The sequence below is a fragment of the Alloiococcus sp. CFN-8 genome (genome assembly GCF_049943125.1).
Taxonomy (GTDB): domain Bacteria; phylum Bacillota; class Clostridia; order Clostridiales; family Clostridiaceae; genus JAEXZL01.
Genome location: NZ_CP188040.1, coordinates 90,534 through 111,744, shown reverse-complemented (window position 1 = coordinate 111,744; position 21,211 = coordinate 90,534). Strand labels below are relative to the sequence as shown.

The 21,211-nt window shown below is 37.1% G+C and carries 16 protein-coding genes; 11 read left to right on the top strand and 5 right to left on the bottom strand.

Annotation, left to right across the window (positions count from 1 at the left end):
- Positions 1-93: 93 nt before the first annotated feature.
- Together ACPWSR_RS00595 and ACPWSR_RS00590 are read left to right on the top strand one after the other, a co-directional pair.
- Positions 94-1,914 (top strand): serine hydrolase domain-containing protein, encoded by a 1,821-nt coding sequence (locus ACPWSR_RS00595; protein ID WP_426349755.1) that lies wholly within the window; start codon positions 94-96, stop codon positions 1,912-1,914.
- 286 nt (positions 1,915-2,200) lie between these two features.
- Entirely contained in the window at positions 2,201-4,444 is a 2,244-nt protein-coding gene (locus tag ACPWSR_RS00590) for a glycoside hydrolase family 2 protein (RefSeq protein WP_426349754.1), read from the top strand.
- A 34-nt stretch (positions 4,445-4,478) separates the two neighbouring features.
- On the opposite strand, the gene ACPWSR_RS00585 is transcribed toward ACPWSR_RS00590, so the two are convergent.
- Complete coding sequence (locus ACPWSR_RS00585) at positions 4,479-5,357, bottom strand: AraC family transcriptional regulator (RefSeq protein ID WP_426349753.1); 879 nt, start codon at positions 5,355-5,357, stop codon at positions 4,479-4,481.
- 160 nt (positions 5,358-5,517) lie between these two features.
- Between ACPWSR_RS00585 and uxuA the strand changes: the two genes are divergently transcribed.
- The 5 genes from uxuA to uxaC are packed head-to-tail and all read left to right on the top strand — an operon-like array spanning position 5,518 to position 11,484.
- On the top strand, positions 5,518-6,591 hold the full coding sequence (gene uxuA, locus ACPWSR_RS00580; protein ID WP_426349752.1) for a mannonate dehydratase: 1,074 nt from the start codon (positions 5,518-5,520) through the stop codon (positions 6,589-6,591).
- Positions 6,592-6,606: 15 nt separating this feature from the next.
- The gene (locus ACPWSR_RS00575) at positions 6,607-8,217 is read left to right on the top strand and encodes a mannitol dehydrogenase family protein (RefSeq protein WP_426349751.1); all 1,611 of its coding nucleotides are present in this window, start codon (positions 6,607-6,609) and stop codon (positions 8,215-8,217) included.
- A gap of 38 nt (positions 8,218-8,255) precedes the next feature.
- Positions 8,256-8,894, top strand: coding sequence for a bifunctional 4-hydroxy-2-oxoglutarate aldolase/2-dehydro-3-deoxy-phosphogluconate aldolase (locus ACPWSR_RS00570; RefSeq protein ID WP_426349750.1), 639 nt, complete (start codon positions 8,256-8,258; stop codon positions 8,892-8,894).
- Positions 8,895-8,922: 28 nt separating this feature from the next.
- The gene (locus tag ACPWSR_RS00565; RefSeq protein ID WP_426349749.1) at positions 8,923-10,020 is read left to right on the top strand and encodes a sugar kinase; all 1,098 of its coding nucleotides are present in this window, start codon (positions 8,923-8,925) and stop codon (positions 10,018-10,020) included.
- A gap of 60 nt (positions 10,021-10,080) precedes the next feature.
- Positions 10,081-11,484, top strand: coding sequence for a glucuronate isomerase (uxaC, locus tag ACPWSR_RS00560; RefSeq protein WP_426349748.1), 1,404 nt, complete (start codon positions 10,081-10,083; stop codon positions 11,482-11,484).
- 91 nt (positions 11,485-11,575) lie between these two features.
- Here the strand turns inward: uxaC and ACPWSR_RS00555 are convergent, their stop codons facing one another.
- Positions 11,576-12,694, bottom strand: coding sequence for a helix-turn-helix domain-containing protein (locus ACPWSR_RS00555; RefSeq protein WP_426349747.1), 1,119 nt, complete (start codon positions 12,692-12,694; stop codon positions 11,576-11,578).
- Positions 12,695-12,984: 290 nt separating this feature from the next.
- Here ACPWSR_RS00555 and uidA point away from each other — a divergent pair, with 290 nt between their 5' ends.
- Together uidA and ACPWSR_RS00545 are read left to right on the top strand one after the other, a co-directional pair.
- Positions 12,985-14,802, top strand: a complete 1,818-nt coding sequence (uidA, locus tag ACPWSR_RS00550) for a beta-glucuronidase (RefSeq protein ID WP_426349746.1) — start codon at positions 12,985-12,987, stop codon at positions 14,800-14,802.
- A gap of 32 nt (positions 14,803-14,834) precedes the next feature.
- Positions 14,835-16,226 carry an MFS transporter gene (locus tag ACPWSR_RS00545; RefSeq protein WP_426349745.1) on the top strand — a complete coding sequence of 464 codons (1,392 nt, stop codon included), beginning with the start codon at positions 14,835-14,837 and terminating at the stop codon, positions 16,224-16,226.
- A 43-nt stretch (positions 16,227-16,269) separates the two neighbouring features.
- On the opposite strand, the gene ACPWSR_RS00540 is transcribed toward ACPWSR_RS00545, so the two are convergent.
- A complete protein-coding gene (locus tag ACPWSR_RS00540; RefSeq protein ID WP_426349744.1) occupies positions 16,270-16,710 on the bottom strand; it encodes a MarR family winged helix-turn-helix transcriptional regulator in 441 nt (146 codons plus the stop codon).
- Between the two features lie 23 nt (positions 16,711-16,733).
- On the bottom strand, positions 16,734-17,207 hold the full coding sequence (locus ACPWSR_RS00535; protein WP_426349743.1) for a glutathione peroxidase: 474 nt from the start codon (positions 17,205-17,207) through the stop codon (positions 16,734-16,736).
- Positions 17,208-17,472: 265 nt separating this feature from the next.
- On the opposite strand from ACPWSR_RS00535, the gene ACPWSR_RS00530 reads away from it, so the two are divergent.
- Together ACPWSR_RS00530 and ACPWSR_RS00525 are read left to right on the top strand one after the other, a co-directional pair.
- The gene (locus ACPWSR_RS00530; protein ID WP_426349742.1) at positions 17,473-18,342 is read left to right on the top strand and encodes a helix-turn-helix domain-containing protein; all 870 of its coding nucleotides are present in this window, start codon (positions 17,473-17,475) and stop codon (positions 18,340-18,342) included.
- A complete protein-coding gene (locus ACPWSR_RS00525; protein ID WP_426349741.1) occupies positions 18,332-20,038 on the top strand; it encodes an ABC transporter ATP-binding protein in 1,707 nt (568 codons plus the stop codon). Before ACPWSR_RS00530 ends, ACPWSR_RS00525 begins: the two co-directional genes overlap by 11 nt.
- Positions 20,039-20,166: 128 nt before the next feature.
- On the opposite strand, the gene ACPWSR_RS00520 is transcribed toward ACPWSR_RS00525, so the two are convergent.
- Positions 20,167-20,994 (bottom strand): carbon-nitrogen hydrolase family protein, encoded by an 828-nt coding sequence (locus ACPWSR_RS00520; RefSeq protein ID WP_426349740.1) that lies wholly within the window; start codon positions 20,992-20,994, stop codon positions 20,167-20,169.
- Positions 20,995-21,211 lie beyond the last annotated feature (217 nt).

Genomic DNA, 21,211 nt, shown 5'->3' with positions numbered 1-21,211 from the left:
CAGAATATGTATATAGGTGATAGAATAATATAATAAAGTATTAAAGCTACTAAAGATAACCTTAGTAAATTATTGGATGGAGGATGGCTTTAAATGATAAGGAATCACAGTGATAAAGCAATGAAGAAGTATATGGTATCTTTGATAGCAATTTTAATATTTTTAGGTATATTTACCAACAGCGCCGTGGCAGCTAATAATAATGTGTTTCCGTCGGGAATTACCTATGAGGATATCCCTAAGGAAATAGAACACTTCGTTGAGAACCATAAAGATACAATGGGAGCTATGGAAGTAGCCATATTTGATAAAGAAGAAGTAATCTATGAGAATTATTTTGGATTTACTGATAAGGAAAAAAAGATATATGCTGATGACAATAGTGTCTTTGAATGGGGTTCTATAAGTAAAACTCTAATTTGGGTTAGTGTGATGCAGCTCTGGGAGGAAGGACTTATTGACCTGGAGGAGGATATAAGAGTCTATCTTCCTAAGGGGTTTCTTACTAATGTAAATTATGATACACCTATTACCATGATAAATTTAATGAATCATAATGCTGGCTTCCAGGATATGCTCAGTGATTTGTTCTTGGCTGACTCTAAAAGGGTGCTTTCCCTTGAAGAGCAGCTGAAGCACCATATGCCGGAGCAGGTTTTTAAGCCAGGTGAGGTGACGGCCTATTCTAATTGGAGCTCTGGTCTAGCTGCCTATATTGTGGAGAGAATAAGCAATAAATCCTTTGATGAATATGTAAGGATAAATATTTTTGAAAGATTAGGTATGGACCACACTGCTATTAGGCCAGATTTATCTGATAATCCTTGGGTGAGGGAGCGAAGAGAAAAGTTGCAAAGCTATAACTCTATGGGAAAGACCATAGGAACTAGTTTTTATCATATTGCTTTATATCCTGCAGGAATGGTTACAGGAACCTTAGAGGACATTCGTACCTTTGGACAAGCGCTTCTTCAGGAAGAGAGTAATAAGCTGGTTCTCTTTAAAAATATCAGTACACTAAAGGAGCTGCAAAAGGCTACCTCTTATTATGGTAATACAGATGTGCCTCTTAATCATCATGGCTTCTGGACTACTGAATATAGGGTTTCAGTTTTAGGGCATGGAGGAAATACCGCTGGAGGCTCATCAAACCTTTTGTTGAACTTAGAAAGTGGTATTGGCATGGTAATCATGACTAACCAGGCAAATGAGATGCCCTTCAATCATAGTATGTCAGAGTTTGTCTTTGGAGTCTATGAAGGTCTTAAGGTTAATGAAAGACCAAAGGAATCAATAAAAGGTGCTTATAGAAGTGCACGAACTATATTAAAGGGACCCTTAGCTCTTTATAGTGCCGTTATTATGAGATTAGATGAAGGTAACTTAGATGGCTTTTGGGCATATAGTGAAGATAATGGCATAGAGAAAATCACTGCTTCCTATGGAGATATGTTAAAGCTATCAACCCCTGAATTTTTATTTATTTGGCTTTTGTTGATACTAATTCCTGGAGCGTTCTTTTACTCCTTATCTACCCTCATAATTGGCGGATGTATTATCAGACCTATATATATAAGAAAGAGGAAAAAGCAGGGGGTAGTTTTAGAAAAAAATTCTTTTAACTTATGGAATTATCTAGCTTGTGGAGCTATCTTATTATGGGGTATAAATCTAGGGATCATTATCTATCAGATAATAGGTTATGCTCCTAGCAGCTATTATACCTGGCAGTTTGCACTCTGTGGGCTTCTAAGCATTTTAATGACGGTTCTTGGAGGTAGGCTAATATATTTCTGGAAAAAAATCCAGGGGGGCTTAAGGAGAAGAATTAAATATATTATTACAGTATTCTTCTTAATGATAATAATTATAGCAACCCTATATTGGCAGATGTATCAGTTTTGGGCTGTTTAGCCTTTGACTATTCATAGAACTGAGGGAGTAATTTTATATGGAACTATCCTGAATCTCAAGATTCGGGATTTTTTTATTAACAGTGCAATTACTTAGTATTAAAACAATATAACTAACACAAATTAATGTTAATTAGTTTTATTAGGAAGAATAATAAAAATAATAAAAAGTAAAATAAAAATAGTGCTATTTTACCTAAAAATAGTTCTCAAGTAAATGTTATCAGATATGTTAACATTATATCAATGTATTGATAAATACAGAAAATTGCAATAGGAGGTTCTACATGAGAGAAGTATTTAATTTTAATACAAAGTGGGCATTTACTAAAGAAGCAACAGAAGTTCCACAGTCTATGCCAGAAAAATGGTACTGGGTAAATCTGCCACATTCTTGGAATAATATCGATGGACAGGATGGAGGTTCTGACTATTTCAGAGGCACTGCTTATTATGCTAAGGAAATAGAAAAGGTTGAACTTCCTGAAGGTGCACAGTACTTTTTGGAAATACAAGGAGCTAACTCCTCCGCTGATCTTTATTTAAATGGAAAGAAGCTAGCACACCATGATGGAGGATATTCCACTTGGCGTGTAAATATAACAGAGGCTTTAGAAGAGAAGAATTTATTTGTAATAGCTGTAGATAACTCTGCTAATGATAGGGTTTACCCACAGAATGCTGACTTCACCTTCTATGGTGGTATCTATAGAGATGTGAACATAATAGCAGTTAGTGATTCACATTTTGATTTAGAATACTATGGTGGTCCAGGAATAAAGGTAACTCCTGAAATAACTGGAGCAGATGCAAAGGTAGAAGTAGAAGTTTACCTTACTAATGAAAAAGCAGAGCAAACTCTTTCCTATGAGATTAAGGATGCTGAAGGAAATACTGTAGCAGAAGGAACTCAAGGAGCAGGGGAGAAAAAGGCAGTCTTTGATATTCCTAATGTACACCTATGGCATGGAAGAAAGGATCCATATTTATATACAGCTGAGGTTGTTTTAACAGAAGGTGAAGAAGTTCTAGATAAGGTAAGCACAAGATTTGGTTGCAGAACCTTTGAAATAGACCCAGAAAAAGGCTTCATACTTAATGGAGAAAGCTATCCTCTAAGAGGTGTATCCCGCCACCAGGATAGATGGGGACTTGGAAATGCCTTATTAAGAGAGCATCATGAAGAAGACATGGATTTAATCTGCGAGGTAGGAGCGAATACTATCCGTCTTGCTCACTATCAGCATGATCAATATTTCTATGACCTATGCGATGAAAAGGGTATGGTAGTTTGGGCTGAAATCCCATATATCTCTTCTCATATGCCAAATGGTCGTGAAAATACTATATCTCAGATGAAAGAGCTTATAACTCAAAATTACAATCATCCAAGTATAGTTGTATGGGGACTTTCCAACGAAATAACCATGTCCGGAAAATCCGATGAGGATCTTCTTGAAAACCACAGAATACTAAATGACCTAGCTCATGAGATGGATAAGACTAGAAAGACTGTTATAGCAGTAGTATCAATGTGTGATATTAATGACCCATATATACAGATTCCAGATGTAGTTTCCTACAACCATTATTTCGGTTGGTACGGTGGAGACACTTCCATGAATGGTCCATGGTTTGATAACTTCCACAAGACCTTCCCTAACATTCCAATAGGTGTTAGTGAATATGGCTGTGAAGCGCTAGACTGGCATACTTCAAACCCAGAGCAGGGAGATTACACAGAAGAATATCAGGCTTACTATCATGAAGAATTAATAAAGCAGTTATTCACAAGACCATATATCTGGGCAACCCATGTATGGAACATGTTTGACTTCGGAGCAGATGCTCGTAACGAAGGTGGAGAAAACGGCCAAAACCATAAGGGTCTTGTTACCTTTGATCGTAAATATAAAAAGGATGCCTTCTATGCATACAAGGCATGGTTATCCGATGAGCCATTTGTGCACATCTGTGGAAAACGCTATGTAGATAGAGTAGAGGATGTAACAAAGGTTACAGTATACTCAAATCTTCCAGAGGTTGAGCTTTTTGTAAATGGTGAAAGCCTTGGAAAACAAAAGAGTGAAGACCACTTCTTCTACTTCCAGGTTCCAAACAACGGTGAAACTACTCTAACAGCAGTAGCTGGAGACTGCAAGGATGAAAGCCATATCCGAAAGGTAGAAGTATTTAATGAAGCTTACCGCTTAAAGGAAAAGGGAGCAGTGCTTAACTGGTTCGATATCACAGAGGTTGATGGACACTTCTCTTTAAATGATAAGCTAGAAAACATCATAAAAGCACCAGAAGGAAAGGCTTGGTTCACTGGACTATTCGCAGAAATGGCTAAGGGTCAAGGCGAGGATTCTATGATTAAGGTAGATAACATGGAGCCTATGCTTAAAATGATGGGAAGCTTCACTGTTTTAAGATTAGTAAGTCTTATGGGAGCAGCTGGAGTGAAAATGACAAAAGAACAGATGCTTGGTCTTAATGATCAATTAAATAAAATAAAGAAACCAGAATAAAAAATTAAGCTCGGAGCAATCCGAGCTTAATTTTTTATCTTTTGTGTTGGCTTCCATACATATCCTTGTATTCCCGTGGGGAAATCCCATATTCTTTTTTGAAGGCTCTGTAGAAGCTAGAGTAGTCCTTAAAGCCTGATTGAAGATATGCTTCATTAATTTCTGTATTAGATAAAATTGCATCTCTGCATAGAGAGAGTCTCTTTTTAGTAATAAACTGATGTATGGACAAGCCTATATTTTGCTTAAATACATGTGCTATATGATACTTGCTAAGATAGAATTCCTTAGCTAGTCTTTCTAGGGATAAGTCGCCATCTAAATGCTGCTCAATATATAAAATTATATTTTGATATAGACTCTGTGTTTCCTTTTCAGTTCTTGGATGCTCCATCTCATATACAGAACGATTGAGATGTAGTACCAGGTCATTTACACAGAGCTGTACCTTAGCGGCTTTTCCAAAACGCTGAAAATGCAGCTCTTCTATTAAATTAATAACCTTTGACTGTAGAGAGTTGAAAGCTATAACATCATAATGATAGATGTATTTTTTAGTTATCATAACATGCTGCATGAGGTAGCCATAATCTGATGAAATTTCCATGAGTTTTTTACAGTATTCTGGTGTAATCCAAAATATAAACCTCTGATAGGGTACTGATGTATCTAAAATATCTATGTGATGGTTAACCTTTGGTGGAATTAAAATCACATCCCCAGGCTTTAAGGGGTATTTTTCATCCTCTACATGAAGGGCCACTTCGCCACCTAGAAAAATATAGAATTCGTAATAATTGTGAGAATGATTATGGATGCTGCTCATATTTATATCGCTATAATAATAAATTTCAAAGTCTTTGGACAACATATACTGTCTGGAGTTAAATGAGGTTCGCAATTCTTTTTTCATAATCAGTGTAGCCCTCCTATTCAAGGTGTAATATACCATAAAATCGCAACTTTTACAATGTGCATAACAATTCACCCAATTGGATATCCTAAAATATGAGATATAATTGAATTATCGAAAAGATGACAATTTATCTATGATAGAGGAGGAACACATTCCCATGGAAATGACATTAAGATGGTACGGAGCTAAATTTGACACTGTTACCTTAAAGCAAATCAGACAAATACCTGGAGTTACAGGAGTAATCACTACTTTATATGATACAGTGCCAGGAGAAGTATGGAGCAGAGAAAGAATCCGTGCAATGAAAGAGGAAGTTGAAGCAGCTGGACTTCGTTTAGCAGGAATAGAAAGCGTTAATATACACGATGCTATTAAAACTGGTGCCCCAGAGAGAGAGCAGTATATCGAAAACTATATAAAAACTCTTGAAAATCTTGGACAGGAAGATATTCATCTTGTATGCTATAACTTCATGCCTGTATTTGACTGGACTCGTACAGAACTAGCTCGTTTAAGACCAGATGGATCTACTGTACTTGCTTACACTCAAGAAGCAGTTGATGCCTTAGATCCAGAGAAGATGTTCGACTCTATTGCAGGAGATATGAACGGAACAGTTATGCCAGGCTGGGAGCCAGAGCGTATGGCAAAGGTAAAAGAATTATTCGAAATGTACAAAAATGTTGATGATGAGAAGCTATTCGAAAACTTAAAATACTTCTTAGAGAAAATTATGCCAGTATGTGACAAATACGATATCAACATGGCAATTCACCCAGATGATCCAGCATGGAGCGTTTTCGGACTTCCACGTATCATCATAAACAAAGAAAACATACACCGCATGATGAAGATGGTAGATAATCCACACAATGGTGTTACCTTCTGCTCAGGATCCTATGGAACTAACCTAAACAACGATCTTCCAGATATGATTCGTTCATTAAAGGGAAGAGTACATTTTGCTCATGTTCGTAACCTTAAATTCAATAGTCCTACAGATTTTGAAGAAGCAGCTCACTTATCCTCTGACGGAACTTTCGATATGTACGAAATCATGAAAGCTCTTTATGAAATTGGATTTACAGGACCAATAAGACCAGACCACGGACGTATGATCTGGGATGAGGTAGCAATGCCAGGCTATGGTCTATATGACAGAGCACTAGGTGCAACATACTTAAATGGATTATGGGAAGCAATTGCTAAAGCTGAATCAAAAAAATAAGAGAGGTTGATTAGCATGATTTTAAATAAAGCTGGATTAGAAAATAGAGCGGAGTGGGAAGCTAAGGGCTACTCACTTCCAAAGTTTGACCATGAAAAAGTTACAAAGGCAACAAAGGAAAATCCAATCTGGATACATTTTGGAGCAGGAAATCTGTTCCGTGCTTTTCATGCAAATGTAGCTCAGAACTTATTAAATGAGGGAATACTAGACAAAGGAATCGTTGTTGCTGAAGGCTTTGATTACGAAATAGTTGAAAAGATGAATCGTCCTCACGATGATTACTCAATTCTAGTTACCTTAAAAGCTGATGGTTCTGTAGAAAAGACTGTTGTTGGTAGTATCGTTGAGTCCTGCATACTAGACTCTGAAAATGATAAAGAGTTCAACCGTTTAAGAGAAATCTTCTCTAAGGATTCTCTACAGATGGCTACATTCACAATAACAGAAAAAGGGTATAGCCTTGTAAACGGAAGAGGAGAGATTCTTCCAGCTGTTGAGGCTGATTTTGCAGCAGGCCCTAAGAAGCCAGCGAGCTATATCGGTAAGGTTGCTTCACTACTTTATACTCGTTATCAAAAGGGTGCAGCTCCAATAGCCATGGTAAGCACAGATAACTGCTCTCATAATGGTGATAAGCTATATGCAGCAGTTAAGGCTTTTGCAGAAAAATGGAGCGAAAATAAATTAGTAGAGGAAGGCTTCCTTTCCTACATCAACGATAAGAACAAAGTTTCCTTCCCTTGGTCAATGATTGATAAAATCACTCCAAGACCTGATGCATCAGTGGAAGAAATTCTTAAAAATGATGGAATAGAAGGTCTTGAACCAGTTATAACCTCTAAGAACACTTACGTTGCACCTTTTGTAAATGCTGAGGAGTGTGAGTATCTTGTTATTGAAGATGCCTTCCCTAATGGACGCCCAGCTCTTGAAAAGGGTGGATTAATGTTCACTGATAGAGAAACTGTTGATAAAGTAGAAAGAATGAAGGTATGTACTTGCTTAAATCCTCTTCATACAGCTTTAGCAGTATACGGATGTCTTCTTGGCTATGAAAAGATTTCTGAGGAGATGAAAGACGCTGAGCTTAAGAAATTAGTAGAAACTATAGGCTATGTAGAAGGACTTCCAGTGGTTGTGAATCCAGGAGTTATCGATCCTAAGGAATTCATAGATACAGTGCTAAATGTACGTATACCAAATCCATTTATGCCTGATACTCCACAGAGAATTGCTACAGATACTTCACAAAAGCTTGCAATCCGTTTTGGTGAAACAATAAAGAATTACCGCAAAGAAGGAAAAGATCTAAAGGACTTAAAGCTTATACCATTAGTATTTGCAGGATGGTTAAGATACCTTATGGCTATTGATGATAATGGAAATAAATTTGAGCTTAGCCCAGATCCATTATTAGAAACAGTTTGCCCTTATGTTTCTAAGTTCACTCTTGGAGAAAATTCTGATGTGGAAGCTACACTCAAGCCAGTTCTTGAAGATGAAAAGATATTTGGAGTTAACCTATATGAAGTTGGTATGGCAGAGACAGTATGCAATTACTTCAAAGAGTTAATAGCTGGACCTGGAGCTGTTCGTGCTACCTTAAAGAAATATACAGCATAATTTATATAAATTGAGTCCTTAAGAAAGAGGGAGAGAAGATGAATAAAGTTTTAGAGCAGATTCAAAAGACTGGTATTATTCCTGTTGTTGTAATTGATGACGTTAAAGATGCAGAGCCTTTAGCGAAAGCTCTTTGTGAAGGTGGTCTTCCATGTGCAGAGGTTACCTTCCGTACTGCAGCAGCTGAGGAAGCAATTCGCATAATGGCTGAGAAGTTCCCAGAGATGCTGATTGGAGCAGGAACTGTGCTTACTACAGAGCAGGTTGATCGTGCTGTAGCAGCAGGTGCTAAATTTATTGTAAGCCCAGGCACAAATCCTAAAATAGTAAAATATTGTATAGAAAAGAATATACCAATAACCCCTGGTGTATGCACACCAAGTGAAGCTGAGATGGCTATTGAGCTTGGGTTAGAGGTTGTTAAGTTCTTCCCAGCAGAGCAGGCTGGTGGCCTTAACATGATAAAAGCCATGGCAGCTCCTTATGTAGGACTTAAGTTCATGCCTACTGGTGGAATAAGCCCAAATAACGTAAGAGAATATCTTTCTTATAACAAGATAATAGCCTGTGGTGGAAGCTGGATGGTAAAGGGCGACCTAGTTAAAGAAGGTAAATTTGATAAGATAGTTGAACTTGCAAAAGAAGCTGCAGCCATCGTAAAAGAAATCAGAGGATAAAGACTAATAGATAGAAGGAGACATAATTATGGATTTAAATTTAAGACCAGCTAATGAATGTGCATTTGATGCAGTATCCCTTGGAGAGGTAATGCTTCGTCTTGATCCAGGCGAAGGACGTATTCGTACAGCAAGACAGTTCCGTGCTTGGGAAGGCGGCGGAGAATATAACGTTGCTCGCGGACTTAGAAGATGCTTTGGTTTTAAAACAGCTATAATAACTGCTTTTGCTGACAACGAAGTTGGTAAGCTAATGGAAGACTTAATACTTCAGGGTGGTGTTGATACATCCCTAATAAAGTGGATGAAAACTGATGGTATAGGTCGTACTTGCAGAAACGGTTTAAACTTTACTGAAAGAGGCTTTGGTATCCGTGGAGCAGTAGGTTGCTCAGACCGTGCAAACACAGCTATATCTAAGGCTAGACCAGAGGATTTCGATTTTGATTACATCTTCGGAACTCTAGGAGTACGTTGGTTACACACTGGTGGAATATATGCTGCTTTATCAGAAGAGTCCTGTGAAACAGTTCTTGCAGCTATTAAAACAGCTAAGAAATACGGAACTATAGTATCCTATGACCTAAACTATAGACCTTCCATGTGGAGTGCTATCGGTGGTCATGCAAAGGCTCAAGAAGTAAATAAAGAAATAGCTAAATATGTTGATGTTATGATAGGTAACGAAGAAGACTTCACAGCATGTCTTGGATTCGAAATCGAAGGAAATGATGAAAACTTAAGCGAGCTTAACATTGAAGGCTACAAGAAGATGATCAATGAAGCTGTTAAGACATATCCTAACTTCAAGGCAGTTGCTACAACTCTACGTGAAGTTAAGACAGCTACAGTTAATGATTGGAGCGCTCTTTGCTGGGCAGGTGGAGAAATCTACAAAGCAAAAGACTTCAAGGGTCTTGAAATCATGGACCGTGTAGGTGGTGGAGATTCCTTCGCATCAGGATTAATTTATGGATTAATAACTACTGGAGACGCTGAAAAGGCTGTTAACTATGGTGCAGCTCACGGTGCATTAGCAATGACAACTCCTGGCGATACTACAATGGCAAGCTTAAAGGAAGTAGAAGCTGTTATGGGTGGAGCAGGAGCACGTGTTCAAAGATAATTTTAATAATTAGTACATTAGGGGAACGCTTAGGCGTTCCCTATTAACAAGGAGGCCAATATGAAAAAATTCATGGATGAGGACTTTCTACTCACCACAGAAACTGCTAAAAAGCTCTATCATGAATATGCAGAAGTAATGCCTATCATAGATTACCACTGCCATATCAATCCAAAGGAAATCTATGAGGATCGTATGTTTGAAAACATAACTCAGGTGTGGCTTGGGGGAGATCATTATAAATGGCGTCAAATGCGTTCCAATGGTGTAGAAGAAAAATACATCACTGGAGATGCAACAGACAGAGAAAAGTTCCAGAAGTGGGCTGAAACCTTAGAAATGGCAATAGGAAATCCTCTTTACCATTGGAGTCATCTTGAGCTTCAGAGATATTTCGGCTATGAGGGGTATTTAAATGGAGAGACTGCAGAAGAAGTATGGAATTTATGTAATGAGAAATTACAGCAGCCAAATATGTCTGCTAGAAATCTAGTACGCATGTCCAATGTAAAGCTTCTGTGCACCACAGATGATCCAGCAGACTCTCTAGAGTGGCATAAGAAGATTAAAGAGGATGGTTTTGAAGTACAGGTACTTCCCACATGGAGACCAGACAAAGCTATGAATCTTGAAAAATCAAATTATATGGAATATGTGAATAAGCTAGAGGGTGTCAGCGGTATAAAAATCAATAGCTTTAAGACACTTATTGAAGCCTTAAAAAATCGTATGGATTTCTTTGAAGAGCACGGCTGCTGTATATCCGACCATGGGCTTGAATACATAATGTATGCTCCTGCAGCAGAGGAAGAAGTAGAAGCAATATTTGCTAAAAGAATCAAGGGTGAAACTATAAGCCGTCAGGAAGAGCTGCAGTTTAAAACTGCTTTCATGATAGCCATGGGAAGAGAATATGCTAAGAAGGATTGGGCGATGCAGCTTCATTATGGAGTCCAAAGAGATCTTAATAAAAAAGTCTTCAGGAAGCTTGGACCAGATGCAGGTATCGATGCAATCAACAACAACTCCTCAGCTATAGAAATGGGACAGTACCTGAATGCTTTAGCTGAGACTGATGAGCTTCCTAAGACTATTCTCTACTCCTTAAATCCAGTGGATAATGCTAATATAGGAACAGTAATTGGCTGCTTCCAGGATAGCTCAGCAGTAGGAAAAATTCAGCAGGGAAGCGCATGGTGGTTTAATGATAATAAGCAGGGGATGATTGACCAGATGGTGTCCCTTGCAAACCTTGGCCTTCTAGGTAATTTTATAGGTATGCTTACAGACTCCAGAAGCTTTCTATCTTACACTAGACATGAGTACTTCCGCAGAATCATGTGTGAGTTAATCGGTGGTTGGGTAGAAAATGGAGAGTATCCAGCAGATTTTAAAGCCCTAGAGAAAATTGTAAAAGGTATTTCCTACAATAATACAGTAAGATATTTCGGCTTTAAATTATAAGGTTGTAATTATAAGAGAACGCTTATTCCTTTATTCAGGGATAAGCGTTCTTTACATTGTTAAAGAATAAATTCGTTGCTGTAAGGAAAGACTAAAATCGAGAAGATAAGCTCTCTCTATATTCCTTGGGAGTTTTTCCTATAACCTTCTTGAAGGTTTTAGTAAAATAATTTACATCGGGAATACCGCAGTGCTGTGCGATTAATTGGATCTGCATATCCGATGAGCTTAAGAGGAGAAGAGCATGATCTATTCTTTTCCTTATTACATATTCCGTTAAGGTTATCCCCGTTTCCTTTTTGAATAGGGTAGAGAGATAGCTGGAGTTAACGCTTAAAAGCTCAGCCTGGGTCTTTAAGCTAAGGTCAGCAGTGAGATCCATATTTATTCTAGTAATTGTTTTTCTTACTAGGAGAGAATATCCTTTTTGAGATTGATTCTTCACCATTTGGCAGTATTTATTTATCATTTCCTTTGAAAGGGAAATCAGTTCTGCTTCTGAGGTTAGTGATTCTATCTTACGAGCATATCTGGAGGATATGCTATCAAGACTTGTGGGGTGAACGGCACCATTTCCAGCAGCTATTCGCAATATAGTATTTAAGACTATTGTATAGTTTTTCCTATTTCTAAGGGGGGTGGAAGCACGGGATTCAAATTGCCTGGAGGATAATTTTGCTAGGCATAATTCAGCTTTATGAGTCTGTCCTGAAGCTACTGCCTGCATAAGCTGTTGCTGCATCTCATAGTGCTCCTCCAGCATTTGTATGTTTAAGAGGGCTTCTTCTGGAGTTTGAATTTCAGAAATATGTTGAGATTTTTCTATATCGCTCATATAAAAATCTGTAATCTTCTCCAGAGAAAAGTTATCCATAGATCCCCACATATATTCTCCTAGGGTACAGAGAACAGCTATAAGCAGAGCTTCATTAGATAGCTGTGGTATATTCTGATAATATTTTTCAAGATGCTGTAGATTTTCAGATTTTACCTGGTACTTTTCAGCTATATTTAATATATCCTCTCTTGAGATAATATTATCTGTAAATGGTCCTATATATGCATACTCTGGATCTAAAGTATCAGGTAGCTGGAAAATTACATAATTACAAAGAAAAGGTGTAGTTACTTGATATATAGTTTTAGACTTACAGATTTTCTTAAGCCTTTCAATTAGATTATCGTGAGTATTGAAATTTAACATATTCATCAATCCAATCCTCTGAGCACCTTCCTGGTTACTAACAGGATTGTTTTTTATATAACTAATTTTTAGTCGAAAGTTGTCTAGTAGTTTTTCAGTAAACCGCAATTCTTTATCATAAGTCATGGTAGCACCTCGCAAGAAGTCGTATTTTCTTTTTATATTATCGTATAATTTTTAGTGTATTTCAAGGTTTGTTAAAAATAATACGATATTACCCAATAATTCTACTCATAATATCAAAAAACTGCATGTTAAAATCTTGTCATAAAGCAGTTAGCTAAGGAGGAAGGTTAATGTTAGATTATTCTATGCTATATCCTAAAGAAACTGTTTCCAGGCGTGTTGTATCCATGGATGGAATGTGGAAATTTCATTTGGACGGACAGGAAATAGGTGAAAAAGAAGGTTGGATCCATGGTCTTCCAGGAACTGATATGATACCAGTTCCAGCAAGTTTTCAGGATTTTTATACAGATAAAGACACAAGAGAATTCACTGGAGATATGTGGTATGAAAAAGATATGTTTGTACCCGGTGAGTGGGAAGGCAAGCAGATTCTAGTTCGTTTTGCTGCGGCAACACATCGTGCAACAGTATATGTAAATGGAGTAGAGATAACCTCTCATGAAGGTGGCTTCACCCCTTTCTGTGCTGATGTTACAGAAGTGGTTCGCTACAATGCACACAACAAGGTAGTAGTAAAAGTTAATAATGAACTCACTGAAACTAATATCCCATGTGGTAAGACAATAACACTTCCAAATGGAAAGAAGATGAATAAACCATATTTTGATTTCTTCAACTATTCAGGCTTACAGAGATCCGTTCATTTAGTGGCACTGCCAAAGGAATCTGTATTTGACCTTGATTTAGATTATGAAATAAATGGTAGTGATGCAAAGGTTAATTACTCTGTAAAAACTACAGGAGACAAACCTGTAAAGGTAGAGCTCTTTGATGAAGCAGGTAATAAAGTAGCTGAATCTGTGGGAAAAACAGGAATACTTTCTGTGGCTGATGCTCATTTATGGCGTGTACATAATGCATACCTATATCGACTTGTTATCAGAATAATGGATGAAGATAAGATTGTTGATGAATATGAGCAGGAGATTGGAATCCGTACTGTTGAGATAAAAGGCACAAGCATTCTTCTTAATGGAGAGCCAGTTTACCTTAAAGGCTTTGGTAAGCATGAAGACAGCGATATAGTAGGAAGAGGCTTTAATATCGGTGTTATGAAGAGAGATTTTGAGCTTATGAAATGGATTGGTGCTAACTCCTTCCGTACTGCTCATTATCCATACAGTGAAGAGATTTACCAGATGGCTGACAGGGAAGGCTTCCTGGTTATAGATGAGGTAGCAGCTGTTGGAATGTTTGAAAGCCTTATGAACTTTATGGAAGCAAGCACTGGAAAGGTTACAGCCTTCTTCGAAAAAGAAACAACACCAATACTATTAAAGGCACATAAAAAGGCAATTGAGGAGATGATTGCTAGAGACAAAAATCATCCTTGTGTAATTGCTTGGAGCCTATTAAATGAACCAGAGAGCACCAATGAAGCAGCTACTCCTTACTTTGAAGAAGTATTTAAATATGCACATGAGCTAGATGTTCAGAAGAGACCTAGAACCTTTGCTCTAATAATGAACTCTTTACCAAATACCTGCAAGTGTTATCATTTAAGTGATTTCATCTCCTTAAATCGTTACTATGGCTGGTATGTAAAGGGTGGTTATGAAATCTGTGCAGCAGAGGAGCTATTCCGTAAAGAGATGGATGAGTGGAAAGCACTAAATCTTAATAAGCCTTTCATATTCACTGAATATGGAGCAGATACCCTTGGTTTAGAGCATAAGCTTCCTTCAGTTATGTGGAGCCAGGAATATCAGGATGAATATCTTAATATGACAAATGAAGTTTTTGACTCTTATGACTTTATAAAGGGTGAGCAGATATGGAACTTTGCTGATTTCCAGACTACAGAAGGTATCATGAGAGTTAACGGAAATAAAAAGGGTGTCTTCACAAGACAAAGACAGCCAAAGGATACAGCGTACCTTCTTAAAAAGAGATGGGAAGGTCTAGACCTAAACTATAAAGGTTAAGGGAAGCTAGAAGGTTAAACAGGAGGATAAAAATGAAAGAGAGAAACACAGTGAAACCCTTTGGTTTCAGTGATAAAATTGGTTACATGTTTGGTAACTTTGGTAATGACTTTACATTCCTATTGTCCAGTATGATGCTTATGAAGTTCTACTCTGATGTTATGGGAGTTAGTGTTGCACTCGTTGGTACTATGATGATGGCTGCTCGTTTTGTTGATGCTTTTACAGACATAGCCATGGGTCAAATAGTAGATAGAAGTAAGCCAGGTAAAAAAGGTAAGTTCATTAAATGGATTAAATTAGTTGCTGGTCCTATTGCCCTTGCATCCTTCTTGATGTATGCAAGCTGGTTTAAGGATATGCCTATGGCCTTCAAGATATTCTGGATGTTCTTTACATATATACTTTGGGGAAGTGTGTTCTATACAGCTATAAATATTCCTTATGGTTCTATGGCTTCTGCTGTATCAGCAGATCCTAATGACCGTGCAGAATTATCAAACTGGAGAACAATTGGTACTGCTTTAGCTTCAGCTGCTATTGGTGTAGTGCTTCCGCTATTTGTTTTCTATACTGATGCTAATGGTAATCAGGTCCTTTCAGGAAATAGGATGATGATTGCAGCCTTAGTTTGCTCCATTGCAGCATTTGTTTGCTATATGCTTTGCTACAACCTTGTTACAGAACGTGTAAAAATAGAACAGAAGACTGAAAAATTCGATCTTAAAAAGCTTCTTAAAGGGGTAGCAACAAATAAAGCCTTAATTGGTATAGTAGCTTCATCCATTGCAATGCTACTAGTACAATTAACCGTTGCTACAATGGCTGGTTATGTATTCCCAAACTATTTTGGTAATATAAAGGCCCAATCCGCAGCTAATCTTTTAGGTACTGTAGTTATACTTATCTGTGCTGGCTTTACCGTAAAGCTATCCCAGAGATATGGACGAAAAGAAGTATCTATTGCAGCCGCTATTTTCGGTGCGGTTATATACTTCGCTGCTTATTTTACACAGACAACAAATGCATGGGTATTCGTAGGTTTTTATGGAGTTTCCTATATAGGAATTGCCATCTTCAACTTAATATGTTGGGCTATGATAACAGACGTTATCGATGATACAGAAGTAAAAACAGGGGAACGTTCTGATGGAACAATCTATGCTGTATACTCTTTTGCAAGAAAGTTAGGTCAGGCTGCATCTTCAGGACTTTCAGGTTTTCTCCTTTCTATAGTTGGTTACACACAGGCAACTGCCTTTGATCCTGAGGTTGTAAATGGCATCTATGATGTTACATGTCTTGTACCAGCAATTGGATATATACTTCTAGCGCTTGTTTTATTCTTCCTATACCCTCTAAGTAGAGGTAGAGTAGAGAAGAATGCTAAGATTTTAGCAGAAAAGCGTGCTATAAGCGAATAATAAATTTAATGAAATAATATAGAAAACTCCTGAACCGTTAAGTTCAGGAGTTTTCTAATTTATTGAGGAGCTTGTGAAGTAGTGTGTATAGCTGTAAGGCTTCATCATGATTTAATGGAATACAGCTAGCTATTTGTTCAGGAATGGGAAGGAGTTTATCTCTCAGTTCCTTACCATTAGCAGTAAGCTCTACACATAGAGTTCTTTCATCTTCTCTGGAACGGGTTCTTGTAATAAAACCTTTTGCCTCCAGCTTTTTTAAAAGAGGGGTTAAGGTTCCTGAGTCTAGATAAAGAGCTTCTCCTAGTTCTTTCACATTGATAGTCTCCTTTTCCCACATTACCATCATAGTAATATATTGAGTGTAGGTTAGTCCCAGGGGATCGAGATATGGTTTATATTTTTTTATAACTTCTTTAGATACGGCGTAAAGGGGGAAGCATATTTGATTTTCAAGCTTTAGCGGGGCATAATTTTTGTCCATATCATCTACCTCCTTTTTATTCTTTATATAAGCTCTTTAATTTTATCTTCTATTTTTTCTGGTGCTGTTGCTGGTGCATATCTCTCAATTACCCTGCCATTACGATCTACTAAGAATTTTGTGAAGTTCCATTTGATAGCGCTGCCCATTAATCCACTTTTTTGTGATTTTAAATAGGTAAAAAGGGGATCTTCCTTATCTCCATTGACATCAACCTTAGAAAATTGCTTAAAGGTTGTACTAAAGTTTATCTTGCAGAAATTCACTATCTCTTCCTCTGTACCAGGGGCCTGGTTTCCGAATTGATTGCAGGGAAAGTCTAATATTTCGAAGCCTTGATTTTTATACTTATCATATAAATTTTGAAGTCCGTCATACTGTGGGGTAAAGCCACAGCCTGTAGCAGTGTTAACAATTAGTAGAACCTTACCCTGATAATCCTTCATATCTACTATATTTCCCTGTGCATCCTTTACTTTTAAGCTATACATATTCATTTGTATCCTCCCATTTAATTGTTTATAAATTAACTAGATTTATATAAATTGTTAATAATTAAATTGTATACAATTTAATTTCCATAGTCAAGATGAAAATAACTATTTATTAAATAAAATACAAAAATTAACAGGCTTATTTCTATGTATTTTAATTTATATTTTACTATATCAACTATACGTTGAATTTAGTAAATAATACCTATATTGTATTCAATTGTTAATTGTGTTAATATTCAATTAATAATTGAATTGGAGGAATATTATGGGAGAGAAGGCTATTGGAGATTTGATTGCAAAATATAGAAAGCATAGGGGGATGACACAGGAGGAGTTAGGAAAGAAAATAGGAGTAACAACTCAGGCGGTTTCCCGCTGGGAATGTGGTGGTACACCAGATATTTTTCTTCTTCCAGCTATAGCGGATACATTAGGGGTCAACATAGACGCGCTTTTTGGAAGAAATACTGGTGAAGCTGTGGATTTGAAGGAGCTAATGTACAACCGGGTTATAGCTCTTCCCAGGGAACAGCAGCTTGAATATATCAGTGAAGTGTTTTGGATTGCCATAAAAGCCATTGCTAATATGAAGGATATGAAGTATCTTGAGAGGTCCATGGAAAAAGTAATGACAGAAAAGGCTCCTATGTGGATGAGGAGCTGTGTTCTCACGGAATATGGCATGGCTTTAGGAGTACCTGCGGAGGATTTTCACTTCTGGGGAGTCTTCCCAGAGCCTAAAGCTGGCTTTGCTTCCTATATAAGCTCTGATAATGAATACCAGAAGTTATTTCAGGTCTTGGGGAGGCCAGGTTGTTTCTCTGTACTTAAGTATTTATATAATAATGGTGAAAATTATTATATAGCTATAACAATTGCAAAGCGGCTAGGTCTCGAATTAGATGAGTCCGAGCTAATTTTAAGCGAACTTGAGGAAGTCAATTTGTTAAGAAAAAGAAATTTAGAGCTAGAGGATAAAACAGTACCAGCTTATATTGTTCATAATAATGGAGGTTTTATTCCTTTTTTAATCTTTGCTAGATGGTTTATGGAAAAAAATGATAGCTGGGTAGTAGGCTGGGATACACGTAAAACTCCTTACATTCATCAGGAGGTTCAGAAGAATGAAAAATAAGAGAAAATCATATATTAAGGCATTTTATACAGGGAATAAGCTGCTCTTTACAGTGGCATTATTAACCCTCCTTACCACTGTTGGAACATATCTTTTTTATTCCTGGATGCTGGGTGAAGTTCTTGATATTGTAAGTGGTGGCACCATAAATCAGCTGTGGGAATTGGTAAAAATTGCTGTGGTAATATTAGTATTATCATTAGGACAGAGTGCGCTGATGTACTGGAGCAGAGCAAGGTTTGTTCAAAGGGCCTTGTACCAGTATAAGTCCCTGGTGTTTTCGAAGTTATCAGAAAAAAGTATCAGTGCTTTTATGAAGGAAAATACCAGCCGTTATATCTCCGTTCTCACCAATGATGCGGGATCTATAGAGGAGAATTATTTAAATAAGATTCTGCTGGTAATCTATGAGATTGTACTTTTCATCTGCACATTGATTATGATGTTTCTTTACAGCTGGCTCATGGCAGTAGCGGTGCTTGTATTATGTGCGCTTCCTATTTTAGTATCAGTCTTCATGGGGAATAAGCTTGCAGAGAAGGAGAGGGAGGTCAGTGATCAAAATGAGTTCATGGTAGGAACCATAAAGGACCTTCTTTCTGGGTTTTCTGTAATAAAGAGCTTTAAATCTGAGAAGGAGGCTGTTAGGCTCTTTGATGACACAAATAAAAAAACAGAAGAAAAAAAGTTTTTTCGACGCTGGATGTCATATAAAATTTCTATTGTTAGTAATGATTTGTGTTATCCTTTGATTCAGATGGGGATATTCTTTTTTGGTGCTTATCTTGCTTTTGAGGGAGAAATAACCCTGGGAACAGTACTCATAATGACAAACTTGGTGAATTCTGTTATGGAGCCAATTAGAACTGTACCACAATACCTAGCAGGAATTAAGTCTTCCATGGCACTTATCGATAAGCTATCTATGATTATGGAAGAAAATTCTGGCCATGAAGGAAGTAAGATTGAGTCAATTCTTAAGGATAAAATTCAGATAGAGAATCTCTCATTTAGCTACGAGGAAGGAAAAGAAGTCCTTAAAGATATCTATGCTTGCTTTGAAGCAGGAAAGAGCTATGCTGTGGTAGGAGGATCTGGAAGCGGTAAATCAACACTTCTGCAGCTACTTATGGGGAGTTATGAAAATTATACCGGAAGAATTGCCATAGATGGAACAGAACTGAAAACCATCGACACTGATTCTCTTTATGACCTTATCAGTATAATTCAACAAAATGTATTTGTCTTTGATAGTGACCTTAAGAGTAATATTACTATGTTTAGAACCTTTGATGAAGAAGTTGTAAATGGAGCAATAGATAAGGCTGGTCTTAGTAAGTTTATTGCTGAACGGGGAGCCGATTATTCCTGTGGTGAAAATGGTAGAGGCTTATCTGGTGGTGAAAGACAGAGGATTTCTATAGCAAGAAGCCTTCTTAGGAATACTCCTGTTCTGATGATGGATGAAGCAACAGCAGCCTTAGATAATGAGACGGCCTTTGCAGTTACAAATGCAGTCCTAGATATACAGGGCCTAACAAGAATTATTGTTACTCACAAGCTGGATGAGAGTGTATTAAAAAAGTTTGATGGAATATATGTTATGAAGAATGGTAGTATCTGTGAAAGGGGAACCTTTGATGAGCTAATGGATAAAAAAGAGTACTTCTACTCACTTGTTACAATTACAGCTTAAAAAGTAAAGATGTTTAAAGGAAACAGCATCATGAATAAAAAATATATTCATGATGCTGTTTCCTTTTATCTTGTTAGTTAAATGATTAAATCTTAGTACTATGAATAGATAGCTTGTGACAGACATATTTATGGATTCTTGTTATCAATAAGCTTGTATAAATCATGTCTTCTATGCTTAAGTAGAGGCAGCTCTGCTCTTACCTTATCAACCATGGCTAAGTCAATATCAATAACGACGGAAGCTTCTTCCTCGCCTAATCTTAAAAGTACCTCGCCCCAAGGAGATACTACTATAGAATTTCCGTAGGATACATAGGAGGCGTTATAATCACGAGAGGGTGCGACTCCGATGGAAAAAACCTGATTGTCTACAGCTCTCTGTCTGAAGAGAAGCTCCCAATGGGCGGGGCCAGTAGTCATATTAAAGGCTGCAGGAATAATTATTATCTTAGCTCCCTGATCAACCATAAGGCGAGTAAGCTCAGGAAATCTATAGTCATAGCAGATAGCAACGCCGATTCTGCAGAACTCTGAATCAAATATTGTAACCTTATCTCCTGCCGTAAGTACAGCTGACTCCATAAACCTCTGGCCACCTTGCACATTGATGTCAAAGAGATGTATTTTTCTATGCTTTCCAATCTCTAATCCATTTCTATCAAAGATATAGGAGGTATTATAAATGTTTCCCTGATCATCTATTTCAGGAATAGAGCCTGCTATGAGATATATATTATTTTCTTTAGCTGCCTTGGCTAATAAGCTCCAACATTTTCCTTCTGAGGGTTCAGCGTACTGGGAGAAAAAATTCATATTATAAGGACAGTTAAACATCTCCGGTAGAATAACGATGTCGGCACCTTTTTCAGATAAGCTTCTAATTTCACTAAGTGCCTTCTTCATATTATTTTCTTTATCTGTAGTAATCTCCATTTGTATTATGCCAAGCTTCATATATTGACCTCCTGTATTTTTTATCCTTCTATGCAGGTCTTAATATTCCAGATATATAAATTATACCATGAGAAAATATTAAAACGAATAATAATTTATTTAAAAATATAAATATTTGTGAAGTTATTGACAAAGATAATATGTCGTATTAGAATAAATTCATAAATAAATTGTCGAAATATTTAGAAATAGGTAAAAGGTTTAATCCTATATATTG

What these genes read in the sequence shown, in the direction of transcription:
- ACPWSR_RS00525 (WP_426349741.1), top strand. Translation starts at nt 18,332, where the DNA reads ATGAAAAATAAGAGAAAATCATATATTAAGGCATTTTATACAGGGAAT.
- ACPWSR_RS00595 (WP_426349755.1), top strand. Translation starts at nt 94, where the DNA reads ATGATAAGGAATCACAGTGATAAAGCAATGAAGAAGTATATGGTATCT.
- ACPWSR_RS00570 (WP_426349750.1), top strand. Translation starts at nt 8,256, where the DNA reads ATGAATAAAGTTTTAGAGCAGATTCAAAAGACTGGTATTATTCCTGTT.
- ACPWSR_RS00530 (WP_426349742.1), top strand. Translation starts at nt 17,473, where the DNA reads ATGGGAGAGAAGGCTATTGGAGATTTGATTGCAAAATATAGAAAGCAT.
- ACPWSR_RS00545 (WP_426349745.1), top strand. Translation starts at nt 14,835, where the DNA reads ATGAAAGAGAGAAACACAGTGAAACCCTTTGGTTTCAGTGATAAAATT.
- ACPWSR_RS00585 (WP_426349753.1), bottom strand. Translation starts at nt 5,357, where the DNA reads ATGAAAAAAGAATTGCGAACCTCATTTAACTCCAGACAGTATATGTTG.
- ACPWSR_RS00565 (WP_426349749.1), top strand. Translation starts at nt 8,923, where the DNA reads ATGGATTTAAATTTAAGACCAGCTAATGAATGTGCATTTGATGCAGTA.
- ACPWSR_RS00575 (WP_426349751.1), top strand. Translation starts at nt 6,607, where the DNA reads ATGATTTTAAATAAAGCTGGATTAGAAAATAGAGCGGAGTGGGAAGCT.
- ACPWSR_RS00540 (WP_426349744.1), bottom strand. Translation starts at nt 16,710, where the DNA reads ATGGACAAAAATTATGCCCCGCTAAAGCTTGAAAATCAAATATGCTTC.
- uxaC (WP_426349748.1), top strand. Translation starts at nt 10,081, where the DNA reads ATGAAAAAATTCATGGATGAGGACTTTCTACTCACCACAGAAACTGCT.
- ACPWSR_RS00555 (WP_426349747.1), bottom strand. Translation starts at nt 12,694, where the DNA reads ATGAATATGTTAAATTTCAATACTCACGATAATCTAATTGAAAGGCTT.
- ACPWSR_RS00590 (WP_426349754.1), top strand. Translation starts at nt 2,201, where the DNA reads ATGAGAGAAGTATTTAATTTTAATACAAAGTGGGCATTTACTAAAGAA.
- uxuA (WP_426349752.1), top strand. Translation starts at nt 5,518, where the DNA reads ATGGAAATGACATTAAGATGGTACGGAGCTAAATTTGACACTGTTACC.
- uidA (WP_426349746.1), top strand. Translation starts at nt 12,985, where the DNA reads ATGTTAGATTATTCTATGCTATATCCTAAAGAAACTGTTTCCAGGCGT.
- ACPWSR_RS00520 (WP_426349740.1), bottom strand. Translation starts at nt 20,994, where the DNA reads ATGAAGCTTGGCATAATACAAATGGAGATTACTACAGATAAAGAAAAT.
- ACPWSR_RS00535 (WP_426349743.1), bottom strand. Translation starts at nt 17,207, where the DNA reads ATGAATATGTATAGCTTAAAAGTAAAGGATGCACAGGGAAATATAGTA.